At 78.5% G+C, this 12569-nt stretch carries 11 protein-coding genes; 7 read left to right on the forward strand and 4 right to left on the reverse strand.

Translation table 11 applies throughout. The features are described 5' to 3' along the window. Positions 1-8: 8 nt before the first annotated feature. Positions 9-860 (forward strand): hypothetical protein, encoded by an 852-nt coding sequence (locus KSE_RS04605; protein ID WP_014134106.1) that lies wholly within the window; start codon positions 9-11, stop codon positions 858-860. Positions 861-962: 102 nt separating this feature from the next. On the opposite strand, the gene KSE_RS04610 is transcribed toward KSE_RS04605, so the two are convergent. From KSE_RS04610 to KSE_RS04625, 4 genes are all read right to left on the reverse strand, one after another. Continuing rightward, positions 963-1610 carry a response regulator gene (locus tag KSE_RS04610; protein ID WP_014134107.1) on the reverse strand — a complete coding sequence of 216 codons (648 nt, stop codon included), beginning with the start codon at positions 1608-1610 and terminating at the stop codon, positions 963-965. A 27-nt stretch (positions 1611-1637) separates the two neighbouring features. Next, positions 1638-3224: a sensor histidine kinase gene (locus KSE_RS04615; RefSeq protein ID WP_014134108.1), complete on the reverse strand. Its 1587-nt coding sequence runs from the start codon at positions 3222-3224 to the stop codon at positions 1638-1640. A gap of 130 nt (positions 3225-3354) precedes the next feature. Next, positions 3355-3852, reverse strand: a complete 498-nt coding sequence (locus KSE_RS04620) for a hypothetical protein (RefSeq protein ID WP_014134109.1) — start codon at positions 3850-3852, stop codon at positions 3355-3357. A 317-nt stretch (positions 3853-4169) separates the two neighbouring features. Next, complete coding sequence (locus tag KSE_RS04625) at positions 4170-5645, reverse strand: alpha/beta hydrolase family protein (RefSeq protein WP_014134110.1); 1476 nt, start codon at positions 5643-5645, stop codon at positions 4170-4172. Between the two features lie 389 nt (positions 5646-6034). Here KSE_RS04625 and KSE_RS04630 point away from each other — a divergent pair, with 389 nt between their 5' ends. The 6 genes from KSE_RS04630 to KSE_RS04655 all read left to right on the forward strand — a co-directional run bounded on the left by KSE_RS04630 (position 6035) and on the right by KSE_RS04655 (position 12566). After that, entirely contained in the window at positions 6035-7255 is a 1221-nt protein-coding gene (locus KSE_RS04630) for a sensor histidine kinase (protein WP_014134111.1), read from the forward strand. Then, positions 7252-7929: a response regulator gene (locus tag KSE_RS04635; RefSeq protein ID WP_014134112.1), complete on the forward strand. Its 678-nt coding sequence runs from the start codon at positions 7252-7254 to the stop codon at positions 7927-7929. The genes KSE_RS04630 and KSE_RS04635 overlap by 4 nt, the downstream gene beginning before the upstream one ends. A gap of 165 nt (positions 7930-8094) precedes the next feature. Beyond that, positions 8095-9189, forward strand: a complete 1095-nt coding sequence (locus tag KSE_RS04640) for a polysaccharide deacetylase family protein (protein WP_014134113.1) — start codon at positions 8095-8097, stop codon at positions 9187-9189. A gap of 180 nt (positions 9190-9369) precedes the next feature. Continuing rightward, complete coding sequence (locus tag KSE_RS04645; protein WP_014134114.1) at positions 9370-9900, forward strand: hypothetical protein; 531 nt, start codon at positions 9370-9372, stop codon at positions 9898-9900. 24 nt (positions 9901-9924) lie between these two features. Continuing rightward, positions 9925-10695 (forward strand): hypothetical protein, encoded by a 771-nt coding sequence (locus tag KSE_RS04650; RefSeq protein WP_014134115.1) that lies wholly within the window; start codon positions 9925-9927, stop codon positions 10693-10695. 245 nt (positions 10696-10940) lie between these two features. After that, positions 10941-12566, forward strand: coding sequence for a serine/threonine-protein kinase (locus tag KSE_RS04655; protein ID WP_014134116.1), 1626 nt, complete (start codon positions 10941-10943; stop codon positions 12564-12566). The last annotated feature ends 3 nt before the right edge of the window (positions 12567-12569 follow it).

Here is a 12569-nt window from a genome sequence, read left to right on the forward strand (position 1 = left end):
CTCCGGCCATGGCCACCCCCGCACCCCACCCGCCCCGGCGCGAGGCCCTCGCGCAAGCCCCGGCACAGCCGCCCGCCCTGACGCCGGACCGGGCCGGGCCCGGCCGGGCGGTCCGGGGGCCGGAGGCGCGGCGGGTGGCCGACCGGCTGTCGGCGCGCTTCCGGGTGCCGGTCGAGCCGCAGGACGAGCCGGCCGGCGGACGGTGGACGCTGCGCTGGTACGACGGGCCGACGGTGGCGGCGGTGCGGTGCGCGCTGGGGCGGCTGCTGCCGGACGGGGTGGCGGCGGCGGACTTCGCGGTGCGGCGGGACGTGACGGTCCGGGCGCTGGCGCTGGCGGCGATCCGGGAGACCCGGGCGGGGGCGATGCACCGGGCGGTGGGGAGCTGGGGGCAGCGCTACCACCTGGAGCGGCTGCTGGCGGAACGGGAGCACCCGGACCGGCCGGAGGGCCCGCGCGAGGCCGCGATGCTGGAGCGGCTGCTGGCGGCGGCGACCGCCGAGTCGGCGCGGGGCCCGGCGGCGCCGGACCTGTCCCGGGCGTTCGACCTGGTGGCGCGGGACGGGGTGGCGTGGCTGCTGCCGGACCACCGGCTGGCCGGCCCGGCCGACCGGGACGGCCTGGCCCTGACCCCGCTGGAGTACCTGACGGCCCGCTACGCGGCCGGCGTGCACCGCACGGCCTGGGAGACCGCGCTGGCGGTGCTGCCGCTGCGGACGGCGGTCGCGGCCGCGCACGACGACCTCCGCCCGGAGCCGGACGCCGCCCGCGCGGCCCTCGCCCTGCTCCCCGCCCTGCGCGCCCAGCTCGCGGCGGAACTCGACACGATCGGCGACCGGCTGGCCGCCGCCGTGGTCTAGACCCTCCGCCGCTCCCGGCCTTGACGGCACCGGGCCGTCGCACTCGGCATCCCGCTCCCCCCGCAGCCGAGTTGACGAGGCATCAGGCGCTCCGGGCGCCCGTCAGAGTTCGGCGTCGCGGGCCAGCAGGGCGGCCTGGACGCGGTTCTCGCAGCCGAGCTTGGCGAGGATCCGGCTGACGTAGGTCTTCACGGTGGCCTCGCTCATCCGCAGCCGGGCGCCGGTGTCGGCGTTGGAGAGCCCCTCGCCGAGGAGTCCGACCACGTCGCGTTCGCGCGCGGTGAGCACGGCCAGTCGGCGTCTGGCCTGTTCGCCGCGCGCGGTGGCGGGGCCTTCGGCGAGGGTGTCGACGATGTGCCGGGTGGCGGCCGGGGAGAGGAAGGCGTTGCCGGTGGCGGCGGCCCGGACGGCCTGGATGAGTTCGGCGGGGGCGGTGTCCTTGAGCAGGAACCCGGCGCCGCCGGAGGTGATCGCGCGCAGCACGTTCTCGCGTTCGCCGAAGGTGGTGAGCACCAGGGCCCGGGTGCCGGGGGCGGCGCGGGGCAGTTCGGCGAGCGCGCTCAGCCCGTCGAGCACCGGCATCCGGATGTCCAACAGCAGGACGTCGGCGGCGAGTTCGCGGGCCAGCCGGAGCGCCTGGGCGCCGTCGGGGGCCTCGCCGACCACCTCGATGTCCTCGGCGGAGGTGAGGATCATCCGGATGCCGGCCCTGATCAGCGGCTCGTCGTCGGCCACCAGCACTCGGATCACCGCACGCACCCTTCGTTCCCGGTCCGGCTACACCTTGCCATGGAAGTGCTGCTTCTCCACCAGCAGGCCGTCCTCGAAGCAGAACCGCAGGATGTCCTGGTCGCTGTCGGAGTCGGTCTTGCTGTCGCTGGCGAACCAGCGGCAGTGCGCGCCCGCGGGCACCGGCGGGCCGAGCTTGCGGAAGTCGCCGGTGAGGAAGTCGCTGCCGACGGGCAGGCGTTCGTTGACGGACTGCTCGCTCTGGCCGACCTCGATCGAGTCGTAGAGCCGCATCGGGACGGTGGCGTCGCGCAGGGAGCTGACGAACATCAGGGCGCCGACCACGGCGACGGCGGCGACCGCGCCGAGCACGCCCAGCGCGCCGATCGCGCAGCCGACGGCGGGGCTGCGGCGGCGCTTGTCCGGTTCGGCGGCGCCGCCGCCGGCGAGCAGGGCGAGCTCCTCGTCCTCGGGGACGGCGGCGCGGGCGCCCTCGGAGGTGTAGGGCAGCACGCCGGCCAGCCGGAAGCCGCCGTCCGGGAGCGGTCCGCTGTGCACCATGCCGCCGAGCAGCCGGGCGCGTTCGCGCAGGCCGGTCAGGCCCTGGCCGCCGGAGACCGCCGCGCTGCCGTCCGTGCCGGGGCCGTTGGCGACCTCGACCACCAGCGCGTCGGGCTCGTAGCGGACGGTCAGGGTGATCGCCGCGCCGGGGGCGTGCTTGTGCGCGTTGGTGAGGCCCTCCTGGGCGATCCGGTACGCGGCGTGGCCGGTGGCGGCGGCGAGCGGGCGGGGGGTGCCGCGGTGGCGCAGCTCGACCAGCGCGCCGGCCGCGCCGGAGGTCTCGGCGAGGCGGTCGATCGCGTCGACGCCGCCGGGGGCGGTGGCGGTGTCCTCGCGCAGCAGGCCGACCACCTCGCGCAGTTCGCGCATCGCGCCGGTGGCGGCCTGGCGCAGCACGGCGACGGCCTCGCGCTGCCGCTCGCCGAGGGTGCGGTCGACTTCCAGGGCGCCGGTGTGCACGGCGATCAGGGCGAGCTGGTGGCCGAGGCTGTCGTGCATGTCCTGGGCGATCCGGTGGCGTTCGCGCAGCCGGGCCTGGCGGGCGATCATGACGCGTTCGCGGAGCAGCTGCTCGTTGCGTTCGCGCAGGCTGTCGAGCAGGGCGACGCGCTGGGCCCGGTAGCGGCCGATGACGGCGGGCAGGACGCCGACCAGCAGGTAGCCGGCGACGCACAGGCCGAGCAGGACGGGCAGCGGCAGGTGGTCCTGGCGGCGGTTGTGCAGGACGCCGCTGCCGAGCAGCCCGAGGAAGCCGAGCGCCAGCACGGCGGGGGCCCGCCAGGGCCGGTTCAGCCGGCGGCCGGCCGAGTAGCCGGCGGTGACCAGCAGCGGCAGGAACCCGAGCGGCCCGCCCATCCCGGCCGCCGCCAGCACCAGCACCGGCCCGGGCAGCCCGCGCCGCAGCGCGAACAGCACCGCGCTCGACCCCACCACCAGCGCGGACGGCCACCCGCCGTTGTCCGCCGCCTGCAGCAGCGCGGCGAGCCCGCACACCGACAGCCCGCCCAGCACCTCCCGCACGGCCAGCCGCCACCGCCAGGGCCCCGGGAACGCCCGTCCGATCCACGTCCGCATCCTCACCCCCCGACCCTAGCGAGCGCCCGGCCCGCCCCGATGCCGCCGAAAGTCGCCGCCGCGCACCGACCTTCGTCGGCGGAACCGGAGCCGCGACCGGTACCGGGGCCGGGGTCGGGGCGCCGCCCCGCTACGCGTCGGTGTGCGAGCCGCCGATCGGACGGGCGAGGGGCGGGCCACCGTGGCCGAGTGGGCGGCGCATCGCGTTGACCAGGCGGACCTGGGCGCGGGCGACGTCCCGTCCGGCGGCCAGGAACTCGGCCTCGGTGAGCGGCGCCCGGAGCGGTCCGGCGGTGCGGGCGACCCGGTCGAGGAAGGTGTCGACGGCCCGGCCGAAGCGGTCGGCCTCGGCGGCGACGTCGGCGGGCGCGACCAGGCCGACCCGGGTCAGCACGGCGCTCCACTCGGCCCAGTCGTAGTCCCAGGCGGTCCGGTCGGCGTGGGCGCGCTTGAGCAGCGTGGCGAACGCGGCGTAGTGGCCGAGCAGTTCGCGGCAGACCTCCAACTGCCGGTCGCGCGACCACTGCCGGTCCTGCCCGCGCCGGGTGACGAACCCGCCGAGCAGCACGCCCGCGCTCGCGGAGAGCGCGCCCGCCGCGGTGGTGACCAGGACGTCCAGCAGCGCCATCCCGACCCCCGTACGGCTCGCCCGCCGTTCCACCCTGCCGGTGGACCAGCCGTCCTGGCAACCGAGTTCGGCGGCTGCCGGAAGGCGTCGCCGCGGCGGGCGCGGACGGCTTCGGCTCGCGGGCCCGCTCGACCGCTCAACCGCTCGACCGCTCCCGCGACGAGCACGACGAGCACGACGCGTACGGCCGGCGCCTGGTCCGGCCCTGGCCGACCGCCGCCTGCTGGAGGAGCGGGCTCCCACCGGGCCGACCCCTCGGGAGCACCGCCTCCTGCCGGGCGCCCCCGGCGGGGTACGCCGCGCGGTCACCGACCCGCTCACCCCGCAGGAGCGTCCGGGGCGGCCGGGCGGTGGACGGTGAGGCTGCCGTAGCGGGTCAGGGCGGCGGCGGGGTGGGTGCGGTCGGCGGGGGCGGGGCGCAGGACGGCGTCCAGGAAGGCGAGGGTGGCGGCGGCGGTCAGTCGGGGGCTGGCGGTGCGGCCGAGCGTCCCGACGACGGCGGGCAGCGGGGGCAGGTAGAGCGGGGCGTCGGTGAAGCCGAGGTGGGCGGCGCCGGGGACGGTGACCCGGTAGCTGGGCGCGCTGTCGGCGGCCAGCGCCTCGGTGAGCCGGGGCAGGTAGCGCGGATCGGTGGCCGGGGTGGGCTCCTGGGTGAGGGCGAGCACCGGCCGGTGCAGGGCGGGGTCGGCGGGGCCGTGCGGGAAGCCGTCGAGGTCGACGGCGGCGGCGAACCGGGCGTCCTGCCGGGCGGCCTGGAGCGCGGCGGCGCCGCCCATCGAGTGTCCGGCCGCCGCGGCCCGGCCGGTGTCGATCCGGCCGGCCAGCGGGTCGGTTCCGGCGTCCAGGGCGGTCAGTTCGGTGAGGGCGAAGCGCAGGTCGGCGGCCCGGACGGCGGTCCACTCGGCGGCGAGCCGCTGGTCCGCGTCCCGGTCGCCGGTGGAGGAGGTCGCGGTGCGGACGGTCCGGCCGTCGTCGAGCAGCACGGCGGCGCTGTCGTACGGGTGGTCGAGGGCCGCCACCAGGTAGCCGTGCGAGGCCAACTCCTCGGCCCAGGCGGTGTTCTGGGTGCGCGCGCCGCCCGATCCGGGCGAGAACAGCACCACCGGGAACCGCCCGCCGCCGTCGGCCGGCGGGGCGTCCGGGACGGACCTGGTCCGGGCCCCGGCCGCGTCGTCGAACAGGAACCCGGGCAGCTTGACCGCGCCCGCCAGCGCGTCGGCCACCGTCCTGGCCTCCGCCGCCGTCCGCCCGAGGTAGCGGGCGCGCGGCGTGCCGGCGGGCATCTTCCGAGCCGGGTACCAGAGTTGGACGACGACCGTGCGCCGGTCGGCCGGGTCGGCGGTGAAGGTCTCGGGGCGCTCCGGGTCGGTCCACTGCACCACCCGGGTGCCGACCGCGAACGGGCCCGACGGCACCGGGAACACCGGCACCGCGAACGCCCACGCCGCCACCGGCCCGGCCGCCACCAGCCCGACCCCGGCCGCCGTCGCCGGCACCGCCGACCACCAGCGGGCCCGCCACGCCGGACGGCCCGGAACCACTGGACGCCGCAGCGCGGGCGCGAGGACGAACGGCAGCGCGAGGGCGCCGCCCGCCAGCACCGGCACCAGCTGCCAGCGCACCCCGAGCACGCCCAGCAGCGCCGCGGCGAGGACGAACGCCCCCGCCGCCGCGACGGCGGCCCTCGGCCGGGCGGCGGGCGGCAGCCAGCGCACCGCGAGCAGCGCGAGGGCGGCCAGGACGGCCAGGAACTCCGGAGGGGACATCGACGGTCCCGCGATGGTCTCGATCACGCCGCCATCCTGCGAGCGGCACCCCGCCCGGCACATCGGCCTCCGGTCGCCACCGCGCTGCCACCCCGGACCGCCCGGCGGGCCACCGCGCTGCCACCCCGGTCGCACCCCGGAGCGCCCCGGCGGGCCCGGCGGGCGGCCGCGTTGCGACTCCGGTCGGTACCGGCCCTCCTCCTCCGGTCGTACCCGCCCCCGCCCCCGTCCCCCGCCGGGATCATGCGCACCGGCCCGGCCCCGGCCTACCGTGGCCGTGCCGGGCGGCCCCGCCCGGCCCCACCTGCCCCGTCCACCCCGTCCGAACCGTCCGCAGCACCGACCGACGGAAGCACGCCACGCCCCGGGCCGCCGGGGCCGCGGCGGTCCCGTCCCCCGGGCGAGAGGAACGCGCGATGACCCGCACCGCCACCAGCACCACCGAGCCCGCCACCGCCGAGCCCGCCACCGTCCTGCGCCGACTGCCGCCCGCCGTACGGGAGTCGGTGCCGCCGCTGCTGTTCCTGCCGCCGCTGCTGCTGCACGCCGCGGCCACCCGCCCGGCGGCGGGGCTGCCGCTCGCGGCGGTGCTGACCGTCGCGCTGGTGCTGCCGCTGGCGTGGCGGTGGCGGGCGCCGCGAGCGGTGTTCGGGGCGGTGGCGGGGGCGGCGCTGGTGCAGTGGCTGGCGGGGGTCCAACTCCCGGCGGACGCGGCGCTGTTGGTGGCGCTGCACGGGCTGGCGGCGCGGACCGGGCGGCGCGGGACGCTGCTGGCCGGCGCGGTCGCGGAGGCCGGGGCGCTGCTGGCCTGCCTGCGCTGGGCGGGCCCGGGCGCGTTCCCGGCGACGTTCGTCGCGCTGACCGCGACGGTCGTCGCGGCCGCCGCCCTGGGCACCGGCGTCCGGACCGGCCGGGCCCACCTCGCGGTGCTGGCGGAGCGGGCCGCGCACCTGGAGCAGCGGCAGGAGCAGCTGGCCCGGCTGGCCGTCGCCGAGGAGCGGACCCGGATCGCCCGGGAGGTGCACGACATCGTCACCCACAACCTGTCGGTGATGGTCGCGCTGGCCGACGCCGCCGTGCACGCCCGGGAGCAGGCGCCCGACCGGGCCGCCACCGCGATGCTCGGCGTCTCCGAGACCGGCCGACAGGCGCTGGCCGACATGCGGCGCTCGCTCGGCCTGCTGCGCGCCGACGCCCCGGACCCGGACGGGGAGTTGCAGCCGCTGCCCGGCGTCGCCGAGCTCGCGGAGCTGGCCGAGCGGATGCGGGCCGCCGGGCTGCCAACCCGGGTGGACGTCCGGGGCGACGCGGCCCGGCTGCCCGCCACCGCCCAACTGACCGTCTACCGGCTGGTGCAGGAGGCCCTGACCAACACCTTCAAGCACGCCCCGACGGGCACCTGCGCCGAGGTCCGGATCGACTGCTCGGCCCGGGCCGTCACGGTCGACGTCACCGACGACAACCCGGCCGCGGCCCGGCTCGGCGCCCGGTCCGCCCCGCCCGGCCACGGCCTGTCCGGCATGCGCGAACGCGCCGCCGCGTACGGCGGCACGCTGCGGGCCGGACCGCTCCCGGGCGGCGGCTGGGGCGTGCACACCCGGCTCCGGCTGGACGGCGCGGCGGCGGCGTCCGGATGACCCCGATCAGGGTGCTGGTCGCCGACGACGAGGCGCTGCTGCGGCTGGCCTTCGACACCGTCCTCGGCACCCAGCCCGACCTGCTGCCGGTCGGCGGGGCGGCGGACGGCACCGAGGCCGTCCGGCTGGCCCGGGAGCTGCGTCCGGACGTGGTCCTGATGGACGTCCGGATGCCCGGCACCGACGGGATCGAGGCGGCCCGGCGGATCGTCCGGGAGTGCCCCGGCACCAAGGTGCTCATCCTGACCACCTTCGACCTCGACGAGTACGCCTTCGCCGGGCTGGCCGCCGGGGCGTCCGGCTTCCTGCTGAAGAACACCCGGCCCGAGCAGCTCCTCGCCGCGATCCGCGACGTCGCCGCCGGCGACGCCGTCCTCTCCCCCCGGATCACCCGCCGCCTGCTGGAGGACGTCCGCCCGCACCTGCCCGCCGCCCCGGACCACCGCGACCACCGCGACCTCCCCGACCCGTCGGCGCGGCTCAGCGCCCGCGAGCACGAGGTCCTCGTCCAGGTCGGCCGCGGCCTGTCGAACGCCGAGATCGCCGCCGCCCTGCACCTCGCCGAGGCCACCGTGAAGTCCCACCTGGGCCGGATCCTCCCGAAACTCGGCCTCCGCGACCGCGTCCAGGCCGTCGTCCTCGCCCACCGGGCCGGCCTGGTCCCCCCGGACTGACCCCGCACCCGCACATTCGTGTGATCAGCACCGCGACGTCGTCCGCACGGTGGCCGTCGCGGCGGGGCCGGTCGGGGCGTCAAACGGGGGACGGGCGCGGGCCGTCCGGGTGACGCGCAACGGCGCGTCGGTAGGACAGGTATGACAAGGGGATCATCGGCCGGTATGTCGACGCCTTCCGCCTCGCCTTCCACCGCACCGTCCGCCGCGCCCGTCGGCCCCCGCCCGCCCCGCCCCGACCGCCGGCACCGCCGCAGCCTGGCCGCCCTCACCGTGCTCGCCACCCTCGCCGTCGGCTGCTCGGCCCTCGGCGGCGCGCCGGAGCAGGACGCCGGCCGCAGCTCCGTCCCGGCCGCCCCGCCCGCCGTCGCCGCCGCCGAAGCCCAGGCCGGTGCCCAGGCCGCCCCCGCCGTCCAGGCGGCACAAGCGGCGCAGGCCGCACAGGCCGCACAGGCCGCTCTCGCCGCGATGCCCGCCGCCCGCCCGCAGGCCGCCACCGGGCAGGAGCTGAACGGCCGGGTCTCCGCCGCCGAGCACGAGGCCGTCGTCCGGCAGGCGCTGGCCGCCGCCCAGCGCTGGGGCCTGGCCGGGCTGCCGCTGCGCGCGCCCGCCCCGCCCGCCGTCAAGCCCGAGCTGGCCGACGGGCCCGGCGTCAAGCGGGCGGCGGGGCTGCCGCCGGTGGTCTACCGCGTTCCGACCAGCGACCGGGTGATCTTCCTGACCGTCGACGACGGCGCCGAGAAGGACCCGCGGTTCGCCGCGATGGCCGCCGAGCTGGGCGTCCCGATGACGGCGTTCCTCTCCGACTACCTGGCCCGCTCCGACTACGGCTACTTCCGCGCCCTGCAGGCGCACGGCGTCGGCATCGACAACCACACCCTCACCCACCCCGACCTGCGCCGACTGGGCCCGGACGCCCTGCAGCGCGAGATCTGCGGCCAGCAGGACCGCCTCCAGCAGGAGACCGGCGCCCGCCCCCGGCTGTTCCGGCCCCCGTACGGCGAGTACACCGAGGCCGCGCTGCGCACCGCCGCGTCCTGCGGGGTCACCGCCGTCCCGCTGTGGAACGAGGAAGCCTTCCCGGACCACCTGGAGTGGCGCTACGCCGACCAGAAGTTCCACCCCGGCGACATCGTCCTCACCCACTTCCGCGCCCCCGCCGCCGACTGGAAGGGCACCATGCCCGACATGCTCCGCCGGGTGGTCGACGCCGCCACCGCGCAGGGCTTCGCCGTCGCCCGCCTGGAGGACTACCTCTGAGGGCCCGGGGCCCGGCGGTCACCGGCGTCCGGCTGCGGCTCGCTCTGCCCCCGCCCGGCCCCCGCCCGGGCCGAATGCCCGAGCGGCGGGCCGCTCCGGGCGTTACGATGCCGCCCGACCGCCGTCGAAGGCGTTCGAACCTAGGGGGGTTCCGTGCGTGCCGTGCGTGCCGAGGGTGTCGTGAGTTCCGGAAGACGCGAGCCGCACCTGGTGCGCGCCGCCGACCTGCTGCGCACCTCGGCGGTGATGATGCTGCTGCTGTCGCTGCCCACCCTGCTGCCGGTGTTCCTGTGGCGGCACGAGCCGTACGGGCCGGGGGCGCTCGCGGTGGTGTCCGGCGCGATGTTCGGCGCCGCCTTCGCGGGCACCGTGTGGTGGTGGCTCCGCTACTTCGCCAAGCGACTGACCCGGCCGTTGGACGGCCTCCCCCCGGGGCTCGAACTCGCGCCCGAGCAGGAGGAGTTCAGGGCGACGGTCCGCCGACTGGCCCTCGCGATGCTGCCGGCGCTGGTGATCCTGACCGTGGCCGACGTGGTGAAGCAGTTCCCCGGCGGCGCCCTGCCGGCCGGCGCCGCCGCCGGGCTGCTGGTGGTCTCCCGCCGGGTGGCGGCGGCCGAGCGCAAGCGCGGCGGCCGGCTCGCCTACCTGCTGATCCCGGGCCCGCTGCACACCGGCACCCGGCTGTGGCTGGCCCGCACCCCGGCGCCGTGACCCCCCGTCGTCGGAGCCGTGCCGGTGAGGCCGCTGCTGCTGCCGCAGGCTCGGCGCACCCCCGTCCCGGCCGCCGCGCCGGACTTCGCGACGCCGCTCGGCCCGCTCGCGTTCACCGCCGCCCCGGACGGCACCGCGCTGCCCGCCCGGCCCGACCGGCTGTGGCGGCTGCCGTCCGGGGCGCTGCTCGCCCGCTGGTCCGGACCGGACACCGAGCTCGAACTGCTGGTCACCGCGTACCGGCCCGAACCGCTCGACCCCGCCCGCACCGCCACGGGCGCCTGCGGGGCGCTCTGGTGCCTGCGCGCCCGCCGCGAGGTGCGCCCGGCGTTCACCGCCGCGCTCACCGACCCGCCGCCCGGCACCGGCTCCGGCTACGACGGCGGCCAGCACGTCGCCGCCCTGGAGGTCGACGGCGGCGGCCACCGGCTCACCCTGCACGGCCCGGACGCCGAGGCGATCGGCCTGCTCGCGGCCACCGACCCGGACGTGCCGACCCGCTGGGCCGGGCTCGCCCCCGTCGGCTGGGGCGAGCACTACCCGCCCGGACGGCCCGCGCTGCACTGGACGCTGCCCGCGCTGCCGCCCGGCGAGCACGTGCTGCTGTCCGCCTCCGCCGCCTGGCTGCCCGCCGACCCCGCAGCCGAGGAGGACGAGGACGACCAGGCCGCCCGGTGGGGCGCGCTCACCCACCCGGACGCGATCCTGGCCGCCGCCGCCCCCGGCACCCCCGAACCCCCGGGCGCGCTGCGCCGCAACCGCACCCGCCGGGCGAGCCGGATCGGCCCGGCCTGAGCCCCGTCGCCGGAACCGGTCGGACCGGGGGCCGTGGCCCGGCGAGGCAGGCAGGCAACCGCGGGGGCGGCAGGTTCGGTCGGCTTGCCGGACGTCCTGGGGCCTGCGGGCGTCCCCGGCCCGTACCCCTCGGGGCCCGGACGCGGCGCCCGCGCGTCGCCGTGGCCGGTCATCCGGACAACGGCCCCGGGCGGCGTTCCCAGCCGCTACCTTCGGGGCAGGGGACGGACGAAGTGGGGTGGGACGTGGACGCGTTACGGCCGGGCGACCCGCGGAGGGTCGGTGAGTACCGGCTGCTGCGGCGGCTGGGTGCGGGCGGCATGGGCGAGGTCTACCTCGGCCGCAGCCCGGGCGGGCGGACGGTGGCGGTCAAACTGGTCCGCGGCGAGTACGCCGCCGACCGGGAGTTCCGCGACCGCTTCCGCCAGGAGGTGGCGGCGGCCCGCCGGGTCGGCGGGCAGTGGACGGCGCCGGTGCTGGACGCCGACACCGAGGGCGCGCACCCGTGGGTCGCCACCGGGTACGTCGCCGGGCCGCCGCTGAGCGGCGCGGTCCGCGAGTTCGGCCCGCTGCCGCCGGCCGTCGTCCGGGCGCTCGGCGCGGGGCTGGCCGAGACGCTGGCGCACGTGCACGGCATGGGCCTGGTCCACCGGGACATCAAGCCGTCCAACATCCTGCTGGCCCTGGACGGGCCGCGCCTGATCGACTTCGGCATCGCCCGCGCGCTGGACGCGACCACCGCCCTCACCCGCTCGGGACACGTGGTCGGCTCGCCGGGCTTCATGTCCCCCGAGCAGGCCGGCGGCCGCCCCGCCGGACCGCCCGGCGACGTCTTCTCGCTCGGCGCGGCGCTCGCCTTCGCCGCGACCGGGACCGCCCCGTTCGGGGAGGGCGTGACCGCGGCCGTGCTGCTCTACCGCGTCCTGTACGAGGCGCCCGATCTCGGCGGGCTGGACGGCGCGCTGCGCGCGGTGGTCCTGGACTGCCTGGCCAAGGAGCCGGAGGACCGGCCCGACCCCGCCGAACTGCGCCGCCGCCTGACCGCCGCCGGCCCGGAGACCGTCCGGCTCGGCCGGCACGGCTGGCTGCCCGCCGCCGTCTCCGAGTCGGTCGGCCGACTCGCCGTCGAACTCCTCGCCCTGGACGCCGAACCCGCCGAACCCGCCGAGCCCGCCGAACCCGGCGAGCCCGCCAGCGCCGTCGAGCCCGTCGACGCGGCCCCGACGCACCCGCCGACCGCCACCGACGGCCCGACGCCCGCCGAACGGCCGTCGGGCGAGCAGCCGGTGGTGCTCGGCAGGCCGACCGCACCGCACCGCCGGACCGGCCGCCGGGCCCTGCCGATCGTCCTCGGCGCGGCCGTCGCGGTGGCCGTGACCGCCGGCGGGGTCGCGCTCTGGCTCAGCCGTGACACCGCCGCCCCCGCGCACAGCTCCGGGCCCGCCCCCGCCGCCTCGGCTCCCTCCCCGAGCCCGTCCCCCAGCCCGTCCCCGAGCCCCTCGCCGTCGCCGTCGCCGTCGCCGACCAGTCTGGTGCCGGCCGCCTTCCTGGGCGTCTGGCAGGGCGGCGTCCACCACATCGACAAGGACGCCCTGGGCACGTACCGGATCCAGTTCTCCCCCGGCAACCCAGGCGCCAACGTCGGCCGCGCCTCGACCACCTGGGAGAGCGTCGGCGTCCCCTGCGGCGCGGTGGACGAGCTCGCCTCGGTCAGCGGCAACACGGTCACCGTCCTGGAGACCGCCACGTCGCCCAGCGGGAGCTGCGCCGGCGACGTGGCCCTGAAGATCGTCTTCACCCTCACCGACGACGGCCACCTGATCGCCCAGCAGGACGGGTTCGACGACGTCCGCCTCTCCCGCCAGCAGTGACCG

Source organism: Kitasatospora setae KM-6054 (assembly GCF_000269985.1).
GTDB classification, from domain to species: domain Bacteria; phylum Actinomycetota; class Actinomycetes; order Streptomycetales; family Streptomycetaceae; genus Kitasatospora; species Kitasatospora setae.

Bases quoted from the DNA above. Each gene is read 5' to 3' on its own strand.
- KSE_RS04605 (WP_014134106.1), top strand. From the start codon at position 9: ATGGCCACCCCCGCACCCCACCCGCCCCGGCGCGAGGCCCTCGCGCAA.
- KSE_RS04615 (WP_014134108.1), bottom strand. From the start codon at position 3,224: ATGCGGACGTGGATCGGACGGGCGTTCCCGGGGCCCTGGCGGTGGCGG.
- KSE_RS04620 (WP_014134109.1), bottom strand. From the start codon at position 3,852: ATGGCGCTGCTGGACGTCCTGGTCACCACCGCGGCGGGCGCGCTCTCC.
- KSE_RS04630 (WP_014134111.1), top strand. From the start codon at position 6,035: ATGACCCGCACCGCCACCAGCACCACCGAGCCCGCCACCGCCGAGCCC.
- KSE_RS04635 (WP_014134112.1), top strand. From the start codon at position 7,252: ATGACCCCGATCAGGGTGCTGGTCGCCGACGACGAGGCGCTGCTGCGG.
- KSE_RS04640 (WP_014134113.1), top strand. From the start codon at position 8,095: ATGTCGACGCCTTCCGCCTCGCCTTCCACCGCACCGTCCGCCGCGCCC.